At 65.2% G+C, this 17970-nt stretch carries 24 protein-coding genes; 20 read left to right on the top strand and 4 right to left on the bottom strand.

Annotation, left to right across the window (positions count from 1 at the left end):
• Positions 1-16 precede the first annotated feature (16 nt).
• The 4 genes from truB to AC5P7R_RS10150 all read left to right on the top strand — a co-directional run bounded on the left by truB (position 17) and on the right by AC5P7R_RS10150 (position 5092).
• A complete protein-coding gene (gene truB, locus AC5P7R_RS10135; protein ID WP_021202194.1) occupies positions 17-925 on the top strand; it encodes a tRNA pseudouridine(55) synthase TruB in 909 nt (302 codons plus the stop codon).
• A 174-nt stretch (positions 926-1099) separates the two neighbouring features.
• Complete coding sequence (gene rpsO / locus AC5P7R_RS10140) at positions 1100-1360, top strand: 30S ribosomal protein S15 (protein WP_005417886.1); 261 nt, start codon at positions 1100-1102, stop codon at positions 1358-1360.
• A 151-nt stretch (positions 1361-1511) separates the two neighbouring features.
• Positions 1512-3620, top strand: coding sequence for a polyribonucleotide nucleotidyltransferase (gene pnp / locus AC5P7R_RS10145; protein ID WP_005417884.1), 2109 nt, complete (start codon positions 1512-1514; stop codon positions 3618-3620).
• A 281-nt stretch (positions 3621-3901) separates the two neighbouring features.
• Positions 3902-5092 carry a glycoside hydrolase family 18 protein gene (locus AC5P7R_RS10150; RefSeq protein ID WP_021202193.1) on the top strand — a complete coding sequence of 397 codons (1191 nt, stop codon included), beginning with the start codon at positions 3902-3904 and terminating at the stop codon, positions 5090-5092.
• Between the two features lie 126 nt (positions 5093-5218).
• Here the strand turns inward: AC5P7R_RS10150 and AC5P7R_RS10155 are convergent, their stop codons facing one another.
• The 4 genes from AC5P7R_RS10155 to AC5P7R_RS10170 form a co-directional block, all read right to left on the bottom strand.
• On the bottom strand, positions 5219-6778 hold the full coding sequence (locus tag AC5P7R_RS10155; RefSeq protein ID WP_180876561.1) for a PepSY-associated TM helix domain-containing protein: 1560 nt from the start codon (positions 6776-6778) through the stop codon (positions 5219-5221).
• 10 nt (positions 6779-6788) lie between these two features.
• Positions 6789-7052 carry a hypothetical protein gene (locus AC5P7R_RS10160; RefSeq protein ID WP_021202191.1) on the bottom strand — a complete coding sequence of 88 codons (264 nt, stop codon included), beginning with the start codon at positions 7050-7052 and terminating at the stop codon, positions 6789-6791.
• Positions 7052-7348 carry a hypothetical protein gene (locus AC5P7R_RS10165; protein ID WP_021202190.1) on the bottom strand — a complete coding sequence of 99 codons (297 nt, stop codon included), beginning with the start codon at positions 7346-7348 and terminating at the stop codon, positions 7052-7054. The genes AC5P7R_RS10160 and AC5P7R_RS10165 overlap by 1 nt, the downstream gene beginning before the upstream one ends.
• Positions 7349-7949: 601 nt before the next feature.
• Positions 7950-8486 (bottom strand): hypothetical protein, encoded by a 537-nt coding sequence (locus AC5P7R_RS10170; protein ID WP_478438551.1) that lies wholly within the window; start codon positions 8484-8486, stop codon positions 7950-7952.
• 161 nt (positions 8487-8647) lie between these two features.
• Here AC5P7R_RS10170 and AC5P7R_RS10175 point away from each other — a divergent pair, with 161 nt between their 5' ends.
• The 16 genes from AC5P7R_RS10175 (at position 8648) to AC5P7R_RS10250 (ending at position 17967) form a co-directional block, all read left to right on the top strand.
• Positions 8648-8998: a helix-turn-helix domain-containing protein gene (locus AC5P7R_RS10175; RefSeq protein WP_111102575.1), complete on the top strand. Its 351-nt coding sequence runs from the start codon at positions 8648-8650 to the stop codon at positions 8996-8998.
• 146 nt (positions 8999-9144) lie between these two features.
• Positions 9145-9519, top strand: coding sequence for a hypothetical protein (locus AC5P7R_RS10180; protein WP_111102573.1), 375 nt, complete (start codon positions 9145-9147; stop codon positions 9517-9519).
• A complete protein-coding gene (locus AC5P7R_RS10185; RefSeq protein ID WP_495213832.1) occupies positions 9519-11513 on the top strand; it encodes a transposase domain-containing protein in 1995 nt (664 codons plus the stop codon). Before AC5P7R_RS10180 ends, AC5P7R_RS10185 begins: the two co-directional genes overlap by 1 nt.
• On the top strand, positions 11513-12742 hold the full coding sequence (locus AC5P7R_RS10190; protein WP_478438547.1) for an AAA family ATPase: 1230 nt from the start codon (positions 11513-11515) through the stop codon (positions 12740-12742). Before AC5P7R_RS10185 ends, AC5P7R_RS10190 begins: the two co-directional genes overlap by 1 nt.
• Entirely contained in the window at positions 12739-12957 is a 219-nt protein-coding gene (locus AC5P7R_RS10195) for a hypothetical protein (protein ID WP_111102567.1), read from the top strand. The genes AC5P7R_RS10190 and AC5P7R_RS10195 overlap by 4 nt, the downstream gene beginning before the upstream one ends.
• Entirely contained in the window at positions 12954-13244 is a 291-nt protein-coding gene (locus AC5P7R_RS10200; protein WP_111102566.1) for a hypothetical protein, read from the top strand. Before AC5P7R_RS10195 ends, AC5P7R_RS10200 begins: the two co-directional genes overlap by 4 nt.
• A 24-nt stretch (positions 13245-13268) precedes the next feature.
• Positions 13269-13790 (top strand): hypothetical protein, encoded by a 522-nt coding sequence (locus tag AC5P7R_RS10205; RefSeq protein WP_146268421.1) that lies wholly within the window; start codon positions 13269-13271, stop codon positions 13788-13790.
• Between the two features lie 22 nt (positions 13791-13812).
• Positions 13813-14427, top strand: a complete 615-nt coding sequence (locus tag AC5P7R_RS10210; protein ID WP_111102562.1) for a DUF3164 family protein — start codon at positions 13813-13815, stop codon at positions 14425-14427.
• Between the two features lies 1 nt (position 14428).
• The gene (locus tag AC5P7R_RS10215; protein WP_478438544.1) at positions 14429-14713 is read left to right on the top strand and encodes a hypothetical protein; all 285 of its coding nucleotides are present in this window, start codon (positions 14429-14431) and stop codon (positions 14711-14713) included.
• Positions 14710-15432, top strand: a complete 723-nt coding sequence (locus AC5P7R_RS10220; RefSeq protein WP_478438542.1) for a DUF2786 domain-containing protein — start codon at positions 14710-14712, stop codon at positions 15430-15432. Before AC5P7R_RS10215 ends, AC5P7R_RS10220 begins: the two co-directional genes overlap by 4 nt.
• Positions 15432-15857, top strand: a complete 426-nt coding sequence (locus tag AC5P7R_RS10225; RefSeq protein WP_478438559.1) for a gp16 family protein — start codon at positions 15432-15434, stop codon at positions 15855-15857. The genes AC5P7R_RS10220 and AC5P7R_RS10225 overlap by 1 nt, the downstream gene beginning before the upstream one ends.
• Entirely contained in the window at positions 15854-16108 is a 255-nt protein-coding gene (locus AC5P7R_RS10230; RefSeq protein WP_478438540.1) for a hypothetical protein, read from the top strand. Before AC5P7R_RS10225 ends, AC5P7R_RS10230 begins: the two co-directional genes overlap by 4 nt.
• 37 nt (positions 16109-16145) lie before the next feature.
• Complete coding sequence (locus AC5P7R_RS10235) at positions 16146-16418, top strand: hypothetical protein (RefSeq protein WP_478438538.1); 273 nt, start codon at positions 16146-16148, stop codon at positions 16416-16418.
• Positions 16415-17020 (top strand): HI_1489 N-terminal domain-containing protein, encoded by a 606-nt coding sequence (locus tag AC5P7R_RS10240; RefSeq protein ID WP_206621403.1) that lies wholly within the window; start codon positions 16415-16417, stop codon positions 17018-17020. Before AC5P7R_RS10235 ends, AC5P7R_RS10240 begins: the two co-directional genes overlap by 4 nt.
• A complete protein-coding gene (locus AC5P7R_RS10245) occupies positions 17020-17448 on the top strand; it encodes a Mor transcription activator family protein (protein WP_180867388.1) in 429 nt (142 codons plus the stop codon). The genes AC5P7R_RS10240 and AC5P7R_RS10245 overlap by 1 nt, the downstream gene beginning before the upstream one ends.
• Before the next feature lie 3 nt (positions 17449-17451).
• Positions 17452-17967 carry a hypothetical protein gene (locus AC5P7R_RS10250; protein ID WP_494527796.1) on the top strand — a complete coding sequence of 172 codons (516 nt, stop codon included), beginning with the start codon at positions 17452-17454 and terminating at the stop codon, positions 17965-17967.
• Positions 17968-17970 lie beyond the last annotated feature (3 nt).

Raw genomic sequence — 17970 nt, forward strand, 5'->3', positions numbered from 1 at the left:
GCTACCCGTATCTGTCATGACCCGAATTCAGTTCCGCCGCCTGGATGGCATCCTGCTGCTCGACAAGTCGACCGGCATGAGCTCCAACGCCGCCCTGCAGGTGGCCCGTCGCCTGTTCCGTGCCGAGAAGGGCGGCCACACCGGCAGCCTCGACCCGCTGGCCACCGGTCTGCTGCCGCTGTGCTTCGGCGAGGCGACCAAGATCGCTGGGCTGCTGCTGGGGTCGGCCAAGGCCTACGATGCCGAGATCGTGCTCGGCCAGACGACCGATACCGACGATTCCGAGGGCCAGGTGCTGCTGCAGCGCCCGGTACCGGCGATCGGTGCCGAGGCCCTGCAGGCCGCGTTGGCGCCGCTGACCGGCAACATCCGCCAGCGTGCCCCGGTCTATTCGGCACTGAAGCAGGGTGGTGAGCCGCTGTATGTGAAGGCCCGCCGCGGTGACGTCATCGAGGCGCCGGAACGCGAGGTGCAGGTGCACGCCATCGACGTGCTGGAGCAGCAGCCTGAGCGCTTGCGGCTGCGCGTGACCTGCGGTTCGGGCACCTACATCCGCAGCCTGGCCCGCGACCTGGGCGAGGCGCTGGGATGTGGCGCACACATCAGTGCGCTGCGCCGGCTCTGGGTGGAGCCGTTCCGCGAACCGGCGATGGTCACCCTGGACCAGCTGCGGGCGATGGCCGAGGCCGGCGACGAGGCGGCCATGGATGCGCTGCTGCTGCCGCTGGCGGCCGGCCTGGCTGAATACCCGCGGGTCGATCTCGATGCCGACCAGACCCATCGCTTCTGCGTCGGCCAGCGCCAGCGCGACCCGTCCTGGCCCCACGGCCTGGTGGCGGTGTTCGGTCCGGGCGATACTGTCCAGGGGCTGGGCCAGGTCGATGACAGTGGTCTGCTGGCTCCGCAGCGTCGTTTCAACCTCTGACCGGGGCCAGGGCGGTTCAGACCCGGTCCTTGTCCCGGAAGCCCCTGGCCGTTACAATTTCGCGGCCGTTTTCCGGCAGCCTGCCTCGTGCAGGTTTCATCCTCGTAGTCCACGGCGAGCCTGGCGGTGCGCGAAGCGCGTTCCTGCCGGCCACGCATCACAGAGAAAAAAGAAATGTCGATCGACACCCAGAAGGTCATTGAAGACAACAAGCGCAGCGCCGCTGACACCGGCTCCCCGGAAGTCCAGGTGGCCCTGCTGACCGCCCGCATCGAACTGCTGACCGGCCACTTCAAGACCCACAAGAAGGACCACCACAGCCGCCGCGGCCTGCTGCAGATGGTCAACCGCCGTCGCAGCCTGCTCGACTACCTGAAGAAGAAGGACGTCGAGCGTTACAAGGCCCTGATCGAGAAGCTTGGCCTGCGTCGCTAAGCAACGAATTCCCCGCGGCGCAGCGATGCGCCGCGGTTTTGTTTTGTAGTACCGCAATCCCCGATTCAGGCCGGAACGATCCGGTCACCCGCTGGCGGCAAGGGTCGCCGACGGTCCAAATTCGCAGACAGCATCCCCAAGGACACCCTCCGTGGCAAAAATCACCAAAACCTTCCAGTACGGCAAGCACACCGTCACGCTTGAGACCGGCGAAGTCGCCCGCCAGGCCAGCGGTGCCGTCATCGTCAAGATGGACGACACCGTACTGCTGGTCACCGCCGTCGCCGCCAAGAGCGCGCGCGAAGGCCAGGACTTCTTCCCGCTGACCGTCGATTATCAGGAAAAGTTCTACGCCGGCGGCCGTATCCCGGGTGGTTTCTTCAAGCGTGAAGGCCGTGCGACCGAGAAGGAAACGCTGATCTCGCGCCTGATCGACCGTCCGATCCGCCCGCTGTTCCCGGAGGACTACAAGAACGAAGTGCAGATCATCGCCACGGTGATGTCGCTGAACCCGGACGTGGACGGTGACATCCCGGCCCTGATCGGTGCCTCGGCTGCCCTGGCCCTGGCCGGTACCCCGTTCATGGGTCCGATCGGCGCTGCCAAGGTCGGTTACAAGAACGGCGAGTACATCCTGAACCCGACCGTCAGCGAACTGGCTGACTCGCAGCTGGAACTGGTCGTCGCCGGTACCTCCAACGCCGTGCTGATGGTCGAATCCGAAGCCGCGCTGCTGTCCGAAGAAGTGATGCTGGGCGCCGTGACCTTCGGTCACCGCGAAATGCAGAAGGTCATCAACGCGATCAACGAGCTGACCGTCGAAGCCGGCACCAAGCCGTCGACCTGGGAAGCCCCGGCCAAGAACGACGCGCTGATCTCCGCCCTGAAGGAAGCCATCGGCCCGCGCCTGGGCGAAGCCTTCCAGGTGCGTGACAAGCTGCAGCGCCGCGACGCCATCTCGGCGATCAAGAAGGACGTATTCGAAGCCCTGGCGGGCCGCGTGGCCGCCGAAGGCTGGAACCCGGCCGAGCTGTCGAAGGAATTCGGCGAGCTGGAATACCGCACCATGCGTGACTCGGTGCTGGACACCAAGGTCCGCATCGACGGCCGTGCGCTGGACACCGTCCGCCCGATCACCGTGAAGACCGGCGTGCTGCCGCGTACCCACGGTTCCTCGCTGTTCACCCGCGGCGAAACCCAGGCCATCGTGACCATCACCCTGGGCACCGCCCGTGATGGCCAGGTCATCGACGCCGTTGCCGGTGAGTACAAGGAAAACTTCCTGTTCCACTACAACTTCCCTCCGTTCTCGGTGGGCGAGTGCGGCCGCATGATGGGCCCGAAGCGCCGCGAAATCGGCCACGGTCGTCTGGCCAAGCGCGGCGTGCTGGCTGTCATGCCGTCGCTGGAAGCCTTCCCGTACACCATCCGCGTCGTTTCGGAAATCACCGAGTCGAACGGTTCCTCGTCGATGGCCTCGGTCTGCGGCTCGTCGCTGGCCCTGATGGACGCCGGCGTGCCGGTGAAGGCCCCGGTGGCCGGTATCGCCATGGGTCTGGTCAAGGAAGGCGATCGTTTCGTGGTCCTGTCCGACATCCTGGGTGACGAAGATCACCTGGGCGACATGGACTTCAAGGTCGCCGGTACCGCTGAGGGCATCTCCGCCCTGCAGATGGACATCAAGATCGAAGGCATCACCGAAGAAATCATGAAGCAGGCCCTGCAGCAGGCCAAGGCTGGCCGCCTGCACATCCTGGGCGAGATGGCCCACGGCCTGACCGCTCCGCGTGAAGAGCTGTCGGACTACGCGCCGCGCCTGCTGACCATCAAGATCCACCCGGACAAGATCCGCGAAGTGATCGGCAAGGGCGGCTCGACCATCCAGGCCATCACCAAGGAAACCGGCACCCAGATCGACATCCAAGACGACGGCACCATCGTCATCGCGTCGGTCAACGCCATCGCTGCCCAGGCTGCCAAGGCCCGCATCGAGCAGATCACCTCGGACGTCGAGCCGGGCCGCATCTACGAAGGCAAGGTCGCCAAGATCATGGACTTCGGTGCGTTCGTCACCATCCTGCCGGGCAAGGATGGCCTGGTCCACGTCTCGCAGATCTCCAGCGAGCGCGTCGAGAAGGTCGGCGACAAGCTGAAGGAAGGCGATGTGGTCAAGGTCAAGGTGCTGGAAGTCGACAAGCAGGGCCGTATCCGCCTGTCGATGAAGGCAGTCGAAGAAGGCGAAGGCGCCAGCGCCGAATAATCGGTACTGCTGATCGTGCGGTGGGTGAGGACCGTTGGTCCTCACGCTTTCGCAAATGAAAAAGCGGGCTTCGGCCCGCTTTTTCTTTGCCTCGATGTTGCGAAAAGAAGCTCATCCAGGTCGCTGCATGTCCTGCTGCAGTGCATGATCGCCGCCACGCGGCCATCGTTCTGTCTCGGTTGTACGGATCGCGCCTGTCCATGGGACGACATGCCGCGATACCCGTACCGCAGCCCCATCGGTTTGCTAACGTGGCGGCGCCTTCGAACCGGGAGATCTCCATGTTCCGCCAGACCGTGGCCGTCCTTGCCGTGCTGATTGCCGGTGTCTTGCCCATCGCCGCGCACGCGGCGCCCGCGCAGCCGCCGATCTTCGGCGCCTACTACCCGGGCGGCTCGGCCGAACGCTATCCGGTCTCGAGCATTCCAGCCGAGCGCCTGACGCATCTGTTCTATGCGTTCTCCACCATCGAGGACGGGCGCTGCACGATCGGTGCGGAAGCGCCGAAGAATTTCGCCGCACTGGCCGAACTCAAGAAGGCGCATCCGCACCTGCGCACGCTGATTTCGATCGGTGGCTGGGGTGCGGGTGGGTTCTCCGATGCAGCGCTGACCGAGGCCAGCCGCAAGCGCTTGGTCGATTCGTGCATGGCGCTGTTCTTCGATCGCCATGCCGGCAGCTTCGACGGCGTGGACATCGATTGGGAGTTCCCGGTCAGTGGCGGACCGAAGGAGCTGGCGCATCGCCCGCAGGATCGCGTCAATCTGACCCGGCTTGCCCAGGCCTTCCGCGCGGCACTCGATGCGCGCGGCCGCAGGACGGGGCAGTCGATGCTGCTGACTGCCGCGCTGGCCGCCGGTCGCCTGCAGACCGATGGCCCCTACGATCCAGCAGCGAGCTATGACCTGCCGGCGCTGGCCAAGGTGTTCGATTTCATCAACCTGATGAGCTACGACATGGGCACCGGCTTCTCCTCGGTGTCGACCTTCAATGCGCCTCTGCATGAAGTGCCGGCCGATCCGCTGGCGCCGGAGCTGCGGCGCTGGAACAACGTGGCCGGCGCGGTGCAGTTCTACCGCGAGCACGGCGTGCCGGCCGGGAAGCTGGTGCTGGGCGTACCGTTCTACGGGCGCGGCTTCAAGGTCACCGGCGACGCCCCGGATGGGCTGTACCAGGCCTACAGTGCGCCGGCTGATGCCGGCGACTGGCGGGTGATCAAGGCGCGCTATCTCGACCAGCCGGGTTGGACGAAACACTGGCAGCCGCAGGCGCAGAGCCCGTGGCTGTACAACGCCGCGCAGAAGATTTTCATCAGCTATGAAGACCCGCGCTCGATCGGGCTGCGTGCGCAGTTCGCCCGTGAGCAGGGCCTGGCCGGGGTGTTCATGTGGGAACTGACCGGCGATGACGAACAGGCCAGCCTGCTCAATGCCATGCTGGGCCCCTGGCAGAAGGCGCGCATCGGCGATTGAGTGTCGGGTGGCGCGTCGTGCTGGGCCCATGCCGCAACGTCACCGACCTGATACACACACTGCGGTGTACGTCGTTGCCCGTGCCAAGCCGACTTCCAGTAGCACCGGGCCATGCCCGGCGAAGGCTCAATCGGCCCAGACGCTGTTGGGATCGCCGTTGCGGGCGCGGCGTTGGCTGGCCACGGCCAGACGCGCGAAGCCGAAGGCCATCGCCAGCGCGATGGCATCGACCCAGAACAGCGGCCAGTGCCCCCCTGCGGCGGCGCGCCACAGCCAGTCACCATTGAGTGCGCCGTGCAGCACCGGCACCAGCGCGGTACTGACCGCCGCCGCCCACAGCAGTTCGCGCGCGGCCTGCGCCGGGCGGCGCAGCGTGGCCCATAGCGCGCAGGCCGCCCAACTGCCGAAGCAGGCCCAGCGGATGCCGTGGTCGACCGCCGACGGTGCCAGCCGCTCCAGCACCAGTGCGGTGCCGAACGCGATCGAGATCGCCACGCACAGGCCGATGCACACGCCGACCGTGGCCCGCGCCATGTTCACACCGGCACGTGGCTGTTGCGGCTGGCGACGCTTGCGCCGCGACTCGATCCACAGCAGGTTGCCGGAGTAGAACAGGAACGCACCGCCGAGTCCGAGCAGGAAGTACAGCCAGACCACCACGCCATTGCCGAATTCGCCGAAGTGCAACGCGTAGGCGGCGCTGAGCGTGGCGTGGTTGGCGTCGCGCTGGCCCGGCAGCTGCGACGCGAGCAGATTGCCGGTGGCGACGTCCAATGCCACGGCACCAAGCGGGCCGAGGGTGCCACTGGCCTCGCCGGTGATCTCGATCGTCGCGTTGGCATCGCCGCCATTGGCCAGCTTCAGATAGGCCGGTTCGAAGTTGGCCACGCCCTGTGCGCGGGCCACTTCAAGTGCGCGCGCATGCAGCACGCGCAGGCTGCCCGGCGGTGCCGGGATGCCACTGGCATTGCGCACCGGCGCGGTGTCCATCGCAGTCGGTACTGCCTGCAGCGCTTTGCCGTCGTAGATCAGCGGATTGAGCAGGGCCATCTGCACGAACACCAGGCAGAGCAGGGCGCCGGTGACCGCGAACATCAGGTGGAAGGGCAGGCTGAGCACACCGACCACGTTGTGCGCGTCCTGCCACAGCTGCTTCAGGTTGCGCCCCGGACGCAGCGCGAACAGGTCGCCGAGCAGCTTCGGCAGATGGATCACCAGGCCGCTGAGCAGTGCCATCCCGTACAGCAGGCTGACAATGCCCATCACGTAGATCCCGGCCACGGGCAGGCCGAGGCTGTAATGGAGTTCGTTGACCAGTTCGGCCAGTCCGGTCTGCGGTGGTGTGGGGCTGCCGGCGATCTGCCCCGGCCACGCATAGCGCCAGCTGCCGTCATCGGCCTGCCAGTACGCCAGAGGCTGCGGGTGTTCGGTGCCGGGGAAGGTCATGCCGACGTGGCGGCGCGCTTCCGGATGCGCCGCCAGCACGTCCTCCAGCAGGTACTGGGCGTCATCCAGGCTGGCCGGGAGTGCCGTGGCGGCGCCCGGTGTCTGCCACCGCGGCAGGTCATGGTGGAACAGGGTCAGCGAGCCTGCGTAAAAGGCCACGAACAGGCCGAAGCCGGCCACCAGGCCGACCCAGGTGTGCAGGGTGGTGAACGTGCGCAGGGTCTGCGAACTGAACTTCATGGCGTGGATCTCATTGCACCGCGCCGGTCAGGCGCAGCAGCCCGAGCACGACGAAGCCGGTGGCGGCGCTGCCGCCCAGCACCAGCCAGGCGCGCAGCGCGCTGCGGAAGCTGAACGACCACAAGGCGGCCAGCATCCACAGCGGGATGAAGGCGATCAGGGTAGGTACCAGCGCTCGCTGCCAAGGGCCAGGCGGAAGCCAGGCCAGCAGGCCGGTAACGGCGGCTGCAAGCAGGAAGCCGACGATGATGCCGGCGAAGGCGCGCGCCCACATCAGGGCAACTCCGTGCCCGGTCGGTGCCAGGCGGCCAGCGCCGGCAGCAGCATGGCCGCGAGCATCCAGGTGCACAACATCGCCACCAGGCCGGCGGCAAAGCCGAGCTCGGCCATCCACAGCCACAGCGCGGCGGCAGCGGCGACCAGGCCGATCTGGCGGCCCAGGCGGCCGGCGCGGCGCAGGCGCGGCCAGCGGCAGTGGGGCGAGGCCGCATAGAAGGCCAGTGCCGAGAACATCGCCGCCAACATGCCCAGGCTGCAGAAACCCAGCGTGGAGAGGCCGACGGTGATCATCGCGGGCAGCCTGCGCGGCGGCGGGTCGGCGAACGCGGGGCACGGGCGGGGCCGGCGGCAGCCGGTCGAAGCGGGTGGCGCATCACGATGTGGGGGGACTAGAGGATTGATAACAGGGGAAAGAACGGGAAAAAACGGGACGAAATGGGACGAAAGCCCCGCCGTTGCTCGGTTTGCCCCGCCTGAGTGACCTCTATCGATAGATATAGGTTGGTCTGCGAAATGGACCCGAAATGACCGCGAGAGACACATGAAATGCAAAACGGCCGCCAGCGATGGCGGCCGTTCTATTGGCGTTTGAAGGGGGCTTCAACGAGCTGGCGGAGAGTCGGCGGGGTCGCAGGGCGTATGGAGGCATTCCTCCAGTGATCGAAGCTGCGCCAGCACCTGGTCGAGCTGATCAATGCCCAGGTACTTGAGCGAAGGAGCTTCAAAGCGCACCAGGGCGCGCTCTACTTCGCCTTGCCACCCGTACCGCGTCGCAATGTCGCGGATCTCGAATCTGGCCCGCGCGCGTCTGTGGTGGGCCGCTGTCACTGGCTCCAGAGTCCTTTCATTCCGAGGATGCCTGGGGATCGCGTCCCCCAGGATTGCCCTCAACTTACCTACCAGTTGCCGCTGTTGCTCCATTCGGTGCCCCTGTCGTGATCATCCCGACTGTCTGCCGGGCAAACGGCCGTACTTCGGCCTCCGGCAGTCCTTTTTCCAGCAGCTGCGCCAGGAGAACAAGCGCCTCGCCGTACTGGGCCGGGGCCAGCGTGGCATTTGCGTCATCAAGCGCCTCCTGAAGCAGTTGCGCGGCGATCTTCACAGACGTGTGGCGCACCACCTGAGACTGGGGCAAGTCATTGTTTTGACGCTGGATAGGGCCGGAATCCAGGCGCTCCGGGCCTTCTCCCGTAAGCAGCCAATTGCTGTTCCACCCGTCCTTGACCAAGACAGCCAAGCACTCTGCCCCAATCTCGCGCAGACCACGCTCAAAGCGCCCGTACGTGTTCTTGGCCACCCGCATAAGCGCGGCCATCTCGCCCTGGGTTCGAGACCCCCGAACGGTCGCCAGTCGCGCACCAATCGACACCCATTCGGGTTTCGCGCTTTCCTCGGCCGAAGTGCGAACAGAATTTTCGCGAGCGATCATCGTTTCGCACTTCCTGTAAGTATTTGTTTCATATCGGCAAATCCCCGGTAACACCCGTTTGTGGTTCGAAAAGCGAAGTGCGAAACACAAACGGTTGTTGACAAGCACCCAAATGGGTTTAGCATCTGCCCCGTAGACATCACTCAACGGACAGGTACGAAGTGTCAGCAACGAATGCCCCGAGAAAAGCCAGTCCTGCTACGGACTGGCATCCCGCCGACATCGTAGCGGCGCTGCATCGCAGAAAAATCTCCCTGCGCCAGCTCGCACTACTGAATGGCTACACCAACGCTACCAGCCTCAATACCGCTCTTCGTCGGCCATACCCGCAAGCAGAGGCACTGATCGCCGAGGCGCTCGGAAAGCCACCCCAGGCCATCTGGCCCACCCGATATGACGCCGACGGCAAACCGAACCGTGGCCAGGGGGGGCGCAAACCGCTGCTACCCCCTGGTGCAAAGCCTAGCAGCCTCCGCGCAGGCCGCAATCCACAAATGGGTGCCTCCCAATGAAGGGTGCATCTATCTACAGCTTCCCCCAGGCGCACTCGCGCCGCTCACCTGCAGGAGACGCAAGGATGAATCGTCACCCACGCCAGGCCCGCCCCCCGCAAGACTTCTTTTTGGCCCCGCAGCCAGTGGCCCAGGTCCCCGGAACCATGGATTTCCGCGAAGCGGTCAGCGTGATGGTCGGCCAGATGCTCGAAACTGCCCATGCCGCTGGGCTGGACCGGTACGAAGTAGCCGCCCGCGCCAGCCGGCTGACCGGCCAGCACGTCTCAAAGGCGATGCTCGATGGCTACACCGCCCCGAGCCGGCAGACCTTCAACATCCCGCTGTGGCTCGCCCCGGTGCTCGAAGTCGTGTGCAACAGCGCCGACCTGGCTGGCTGGCAGGCGGACACCATTGGTGGCCAGCTGCTGCTGGGCGCCGACACGCTCGACGCTGAAATCGGGCGAGCGGAACGCGAGCGCGCAAGCTCGTTGAAGCGGCTCCGCGCGCTCCGCACCCTGAGCGAAAGGAGCGGCAGGTAATGGCAGACGGTTCCCTGCCCAATCGGGGCGGCATCGATCTGGCCTCTCTGGCCAGTGCCCTCGGCAAGTCCAAGCGCGCGATCGAAATCCGCGCCAACCGCGAAAAGTGGCCATTTGAGTCCCGCACCGTCCGTGGGGGCCAACAGCGCATCTTTGCGGTCTCCAGCCTCCCGCTGGAAATGCAGGCGGCGGTAGCTTTGGCGACGCAGGCCACTGCTCCGGCAGCAACCCCGACCGCAGCCCGGCAGTCCAGCGCGGACCGCATCGCCTCCGCCTGGAAGCGCTACGAAGCAGTGCCCCAGCACCTGAAAGACGAAGCGCACCGCCGCCTGCGCGCTCTGCAGGCGGTAGATCAGCTGGTCGCCGATGGCCGGCCGGTCATGGATGCGCGCGCCCTGGTCGCCGCGCAACTGCAGCGCGAGAACGTTGGCGGCGCCAGCGTGGCCAGCCTCGGCCGCTGGGCGGCGCTGGTAGCCAAGGTCGAGAAGCATCACCGCCTGGCTATGCTGGTGCCGGCCTACACCGGCCGCACTGCGCGGGTCGAAATCCCGGCCGAGGCGTGGGATCTGTTCAAGGCGGACTATCTCCGTGTTGAAGCACCCACCGCCAGCAGCTGCTATGACCGCCTGCAGCGCATCGCCGCCATCAAGACGGAATGGCCGGCGCTGCCGTGCCTGAAGACATTCCAGCGCCGAATCGACGCGGAACTGCCGCGTGCAGTGCTGGTGCTGGCCCGTCAGGGCCAGGAGAAGTTCGATCAGACGTTCCCGACCCAGGAGCGCGACCGCTCTGTGTTTCACGCCCTGGAGGCGGTCAACAGCGACGGCCACAAGTTCGACGTGTTCGCCAGGTGGCCCGATGGCACAGTGGCGCGGCCGATCATGGTCGGCGTGCAGGACCTCTACAGCGGCAAGCTGCTGGGCTACCGCATCGCTGAGACCGAGTCGGCCGACCTGGCGCGCTTCGCGTTCCGTGACGTCATGGAGCGCTACGGCATCCCGTCGAAGGTTTGGCTGGACAACGGTCGCGGCTTCGCCTCGAAGATGCTCACGGGCGGCACCAAGAACCGATTCCGTTTCAAGGTCCGCGAGGATGATCCGACCGGTGTCCTGACCGCGATGGGCTGCGAGATTCACTGGGCCACGCCGTACCACGGCCAGGCCAAGCCGATCGAGCGCGCATGGCGTGACCTCTGCGACCGCATCGCCAAGCACCCCGCGTTCGCGGGCGCCTACACCGGCAACAAGCCTGACGCCAAGCCGGAGAACTACGGCAGCAAGGCGATCGCCCTGGACGAGTTCGTCAGGGTGGTCAACGAGGAAATCGCCGCCCACAACGCCCGCGAAGGCCGACGCACCCGCACCGCTGCCGGCCGTAGTTTCGACGCCGCATTCCAGGAGAGCTACTCCAGGGCGCCGATCCGAAAGGCAACGCCCGAGCAGCTGCGCGAACTGCTGCTGTCCACCGACGTGGTGACCAGCGACCGCCGCGATGGCTCGGTGCGTCTGTCCGGCAACCGGTACTGGAGCGAAGCAATCGCCCCTTACGCGGGCCAGAAGCTGATGCTGCGGTTTGACCCGGAACAGCTGCACCAGGCCGTCCAGGCTTACACCCTGGCCAATGTCTATATCGGTCAGGCCGAGTGCATCGCGGCTGTCGGCTTCGCAGATACCGGCGCAGCCCGCGAGCACGCGCGCGCCAAGAAGAACTACCGCACTGCAACTCGCAAGCAGTTGGACGCCGAGCGCCGGATGGAGGTTTCCAAGGTCGCCGCGCAGTTGCCTTCGCCGATGCCAGAAGAACTGCCGCCGGCCGGCGTTATCGCGCCGATGTTTGGCCGTCGCAAGACTTCGCGCACGGAAGAAGCCGAACGCATCGTGCAGCAGCGTACTGGCACCGACGACAACCAGACCGCCTTTGTGTCGCTGATGGACCGCATGCAGTCCGAACAGCAGCGCAACAGCCTCTGGAGCACTACCGATGGGGAGGCCTGATGCAGACGAACCTCGCCACCGGCTACCAGCGGCGCCAAGCCTACCTGCAGCGCATCCGTAACGAGGGCTCCCACCCGCCCCGACACCAGGCGCAACTGAGGTTGCGCTCTGGCGTTGACCACCGAAAGCAGCCCAAGGCCACGGGACCCGGCGGCAGCGTCATCCGCCGGAAAACCAAGTTGGCCTCACTCAAACGCCCGCCTCTTCCACCTGTCTCCCCGCTGCACCCGCACCACTCCAAGGAACCACTCACAATGAACCTGGCTGTCACCTCGATCACTCCCGAAGAACTGAGCCCCGAACAGCTCGCCGAACTGCGCGAACGGCTGCGGATCACGCTGCAGGAAGACACCAACCTCAGCCAGGCCCGCTTGGCAAGGGAGTCGGACATCAGCAGCGCCACGCTCTCGCAGTTCCTGGGCGGCACCTACGCTGGCAACCAGCAGAACGTGGCCCGCAAGCTCTCTGGCTGGCTGGCGTCCCGCGATGAGCGCATCAGCAACGGCGCTCTGCCCGAAGGCCCGGACTATGTGCGCACCCCGACCAGCGAGAAGCTGCGTGCTGTGCTGCAGTACGCCCATATGGCCGGCGACATCGCAGTCATCGCGGGCGGCGCCGGCGTCGGCAAGACGGTCACAAATAAGCGCTACGCCGCCGTCAACCCGAACGTCTGGCACGTCGAGCTGACTCCTGCCACTGGTGGCGTGTTGACGTGCCTTCAGGAAATTGCCGGCGCCATGGGCCTGCGCGACCTGGTCAACACCGCCGCCTACATCCAGCGCGCCATCTTCCATAAGGTCCGCAACACCAACGGCCTGCTGATCCTGGACGAAGCCCAGCACCTGACCGTGCAGGCATTGGACCAGGTGCGCGCGATCAACGACCAGACCGGCATCGGCCTGGTGCTGGTGGGCAATGAGCGGGTTATCTCGCAGATGACCGGCGGTAACCGCGCCCCCTTCCTCGACCGCCTCTACAGCCGCGTCGGCAAGCGCCTGATTGTCCACAAGGCGGTCAAGGGCGATGCGGACGCAATCATCGACGCCTGGAACATCACCGACGCCAGCTGCAGGGATCAGATTCGCCAGATTGCGGACCGTCCCGGCGCGCTGCGCGTGCTGAACAAGGTGCTGCGCCTGGCGGCGGTCTACGCCAAGGCGAAGAAGGAACCAATGTGCTGCGAGTCGATCCGCTACGCAGCGCAGGAGCTTGGGGTATTTGCAGCATGAGCGCTCAGATCCCGCGAATCACCGCCGACCTGATCAGTGCCCTCGCAGGCATCAGCCAGCTCGATCGCAAGGAAGCACTGCCGCAGCGCTGCCACCTCGTCCAGGCCATTGCCGAGCGCGGAACCTCGGTTGATGACCTGACAGTCGGCGAGTTGCTCCGGCTCGCCAACCAATCCAAAGCCCACGCCAACGTACAGAGAGGGTTCCCCGCATGAGCAGTTCGACCAAGGCAGTGCCCACCTTTGATGACCTTTTGAAGACCGCACAGGGCGCCGTGTCCCAGCTTGCCGGCCATGGCTGTGTCCCTCGATCCATCTCAATCACGGGCGGCAAGCCCTTGATTGTGATCGACCCGCCGCGCGACCACGCGTTCCTGGCTGGCGTGCAGCACGTCCGCAAAGGCACCGGCCAGATGGTCCAGCGCGCAGTGATGGCCGCGCCGTTCTTCGGGTGCCAGATCGAATGGGAAGTCTGTTCGCTGGCCATCCAGACCCGCCACTGACCCCGCACCGAGCCGAGATAGAAGATGAACAAAGTACCTTTCACCGAAGAAGAGCGAGCAGAGGTTCGGCGTCGAATCGTGGCCAGTGCCAGGGATGCTGGCGGCATGATCACGGCCTCCCAGCTGCGCGAAGCCTTGGAGGACGTTCCAGCAGCAGAGCGGGCCTCCGCAGTGTTCGCTCTGCAAGGGCAAGGTGAGCTGGAGACCGAAGGAACCGGCAATGCGGCAGTTCACTCGCTGAGGCGCCCTGGCGACCATGCGGCTGCTGCGATTCACGTCGCACCATTCTCCGTCGAGGACGGCGTGATCAAGATCGGCAGCCCACCGGAAGTCCTGGCGGACAGCTTCACGCTCACGACCGAAGCCAGTCAGCGAGGTGGGCAAGATGATCCGATGGCTCTTCGCAAGCGAATCGAGACCATCAACCAGGACATCCACGAAGCGCTGGTCGATGCCTGCAGCATCGAGCTGCCACACCTCACCATCCAGCACCTGCTGGAGGCCGATCGCGCCACCCGCGCCGCTGCCGAAACCGTTGCTCGCTGAACACGAAATGGAGACCGATAACATGCAAGCCGCCACCATTCCTGTCGGCTACCGGCAGGACGCCAAGGGCAACCTGGTGCCCGAGAAGAACATCCGCCCCATCGACCAGGCGCGCGACGACCTTGTCGAAGAGCTGGTCGCCGAGGCCAAGCGCCTGCATGAGGCACTGGCAGCGTTCAAGCTGCGTGCACATGCCGACATCGCAGCGTTCGTCCAGCTCAGCGCGGAGCAGTACCGCGTAGTTATCGGTGGCAAGAAGGGCAACGTCACCCTGCTGACGTTCAACGGGCGCTACAAGATTATCCGGCAGATTCAGGAGAACATCCGCTTTGACGAGCGGCTGCAGGCAGCAAAGGCGTTGATCGATGATTGCCTGACCGAATGGACCGAAGATGCCAGCCCGGAGATCCAGGCCATCATCAACGACGCGTTCCGGCTGGACAGTCAGGGCAACATCCGCACCGGTCAGGTTCTGTCGCTGCGCCGGCTGAAGATCGAGGACGACCGCTGGAAGCGCGCAATGGAGGCCATTGGCCAAGCCGTGCAAGTGGTCGGCAGCAAGTCCTATGTGCGCCTGTACGAGCGCGACGACAAGGGCAAGTATCAGCCCATCACCCTCGACATGGCGGGGGTCTGACATGCCCAAGCAGCAAACCATTGCGCAGTACCTGCAGCTCGCGGCAGAGATTGCCGACCGCACAGTGCGTAGCGACATAGAACTGTTCGCCAAGGACGTCTGGGTCGACGGAATCCAGCACTACGACCTGGACGCTCCCAGGCTCTACGACGAGGACGTGTCGATGGTGCGGGATGCCCTGGAGTACATCGATCTACGGGGTGAAGGCGTCTTCCCGTGGGTGATGCGCCGCCACCCGCAGCATCCCAACCTGGTGCGGTTTGAAGACCGGGCGGTGGGCGTATGACCGCGCCCAACGCCTCGCGGGCCGGCGCGCTCCGCAAGATCCAGGCTTGCCTGCGCCTTGCCGCATCCGACAACCCGACCGAAGCAGCGACGGCATTGCGACAAGCCCGTGCGCTGATGGAACAGCACGGTTTGAGTGAGGAAGACGCAGCTGCTGCTGACGTTCGATCCTCCGAGGCGCCCACCGGCTATCGGGGTGGTGAGATCCCGCAATCCCTGGTCGCCCTGGCCGACCTGGTGGCGAGCGGCTACCGCTGCTCCCTGGTGATCCAGCGCCGCCGCTGCCTGGGTGTCCGCTCCGGGCTCGTGACGGTGACGGGTAAGACCGTGGTGGAGTTCTACGGCACCGGCTCGGACCCGGAGGTGGCCGGGTATGCGTTCACCGTGCTGCGGCGCCAGCTGCAGCGCAGCAGGGCTGCCCACACCCGACGCATTCGTAAGCAGGCGAACCGTGATCGTCGCGGCGAGGAGTTCGCTCGCGGATTCGTGGCGGCGCTCCGTCGCCTGTTCTCGCAAGAGGAGATGACGCAGGAGCGCCGATCTGCGATTGAGGCCGCGATTGCTCTGCGCCACGGCCAGCTGGGCACCACCTCCGGCAAGGAAATCAGCAAGGGGCGTGCCAGCGACAACGACCGCTGGGCGGGCTTCGAGGCAGGCAAACAGGCCCAGCTCAATCAAGGCGTGGGCATGGCCACGCGCCAGCTGGAGGTGATCCCGTGATGACCAAAAGGGACCCGCGCCGGGCACAGATCGCCAAGATCCATCTGGCTGCCACCCAGCTCGGGCTGGACGACGCTACTTACCGGGACCTGCTGCGCCGCGTGACCGGGAAGGACTCCACCGCTCGAATGTCGGTCGGTGAGCGCGACCAGGTCATCAGCGAGCTGCGGCGCCTGGGGTTCACCGGAGCCAAGAAGTTGGACGGCAGCGCCGCCTTTCCGGGCCGGCCGGAAACGGTCGATGACACTCCGATGCTGCAGAAGATCGAGGCGCTCCTGGCTGATGCCGGCCGTCCCTGGAGCTACGCGCTGGCCATAGCCAATCGCATGTTCAAGGTGGATCGCCTGGAGTGGCTCAAAGGCGATCAGTTGCACCGCCTGATCGCAGCCCTGCAGATCGACGCGAACCGAGGGAAGAAGACGTGAGCAAACAGCAGCTGTTTGAAGAAGCGATGAAGGGCGCCACCAAGGAAGCGCTGCAAACGACGTTTGAACGGGTTGCCCAGCTGCCCCCGCCGCAGGTCATCCCATACCTGACTCAGATGACCGTGATCGCGGTTGAACTGCTGCGAGCAGGCGGCGAGCAAGACACCTTTGTGCGGGAGTTCCTGGCTGAGGCGACGCGCAGCCTGGACAACCCGCCTTTCCTCACGATGAAGGACCTGCGGGTCAACTGATGCAGACCATGGAAACGAAGATTGAAGGGGGCGCACGATGAGCGCAAAACGTGAAATGAAGGACTGCTGCGTCGTGACCATCGGGTTCGTGCAGGTGCTGATGCCTGCCACCGATGGGCTCAAAGCGATGGCCCTCCTGCGCAACGCCGTCGAGGTCGAACACGACATGGAGCGAGGCTATGGAAACTGGGTCGCCGGCGAGCGGCCGCGTTGCGAGATGCAGATGGTCTCCCCGCGCAACGTCCGGGCAACGGTAGAGACGCCCACGCCCCGCGCTCGGAAGCCGCGTCTGCTGGGGCACGAAGGATGAAAGCGACATGCCCCGACTGTGGCTGCCAAGGCCATATCGCCACCTTCTTTGTCGAAGAGGACGGCAAGCGGCTGGCAATGATCATGGCCGAGATGCCCACCAAGGAGCTGGCAAAGGCAGTTCTGGGCTATCTCGGGCTGTTCAAGCCGCCGAAGAGTTCACTGCGTCTGCAGCGGGCGGTGAAGATCGCCCAGGACGTGGCGGACTTGATCGCAACCGGTCACGTCTGCAAGGACGAGCGCACTGGCGTTCGCCGCCCTGCAGGCCCTGCGGTCTGGACAGCAGGAATCGAGCAGATGCTCGCTCAGCGGTCGGCCATTTCGCTGCCGCTGGACTCCCATGGATACCTGCGCGCCGTGGTCTACGGACTGGCCGACAAGCAGGACGCGGCGGCGGAGCGCAAGCGCGAAGAAGACACGCGTTCGGGCAAGCACCTGACGCGTAGTTCCGGAACCACCGGCATCGATCCCTCACCCAATGCAGAAACACCTTTGCAACGCCAACTGGCTTGGATCGCTCAGATGGAGGAATTCGGACAGTACAACGCAGAGGAAGCCGAGGAAGAACGCCGCAAGGCCCATGAGAAGTACGGAGAGGTGTGATGGTTGAACAGCGCGATCTGATCCGCATGCCCGAAGGCGAAGAAGCTGCTGCGCTCATCGAGCGTGGTGGCATCGATCTGCCCGAGTCGCGTTGGGCGGCTCAGCTGGTCGCGCTGGTGCAGGTAATGGAACTGGCCTTCCAGCGAAGCGGCGCGGACGAGGAAATGGCAACCAGGTACGCCCTGGCTGGCGTCCTCGCCCAGGCCGAGTATGCCGGTGGCCGAATGATGTACCTCCCGCGCGGGCAGCGCCTCCGCAACGCCCTGCGCGACGCTGAGATCTATCGGCGGGCGAAGCGCGGTAACATTCAGGAACTGGCGCGGGAGTATGGGCTGACGGATGTCAGCGTCTATCGAATCTGCCGCGAGCAGAAGGAGCTGCACCTGTCCAAGGTGCAGAGTCATTTTGACTTCAAGGAACAGGGGTAGGAAATGAAGAACACGATGCTGGCTTTTGCATTGCTCGCCCTGGCGAGCTGCGCAAACCACACCGACAGCGCAATTATCGGCCAGGCCTCCGCACAGCCAGCGGGTACGGGGCCGATCAACAACCCGATCATCGCTATTGAGAATCTCGATCAACTGTCCAGCGTGGTAGTTGAATCCACCGTCCAGGCTGACGTCTCCTTCATGCAGGCCAATGCACTGCTGCGCAAGGAATCGCTCAACCCCGGCCCGGCCTCGCTCAACGACTTTGCCTTACTCGCCCAGGATCGCCGAAAGGACATCGCCAAGAAGTACGCGCTTGCGATCCGCACGCTACCCGAATCGGACCTGCGCGAGGCCATGAAGGAGGATTTCTCAGCGCAGATGGCGTACTACGAGAATTTCCGGATGGTTCACATGGACGGCAGTCCGCAGTGGCAGGCTGGACTGGTGCGCGCAAAGCAGCGCCTTACCGAAACCTCTGGCCGGGTCCGTGTTGAGATGGAACTGGCGGCACCGTAACCT

The sequence above is a fragment of the Stenotrophomonas sp. YJH_SMC_27 genome (assembly GCF_059369815.1).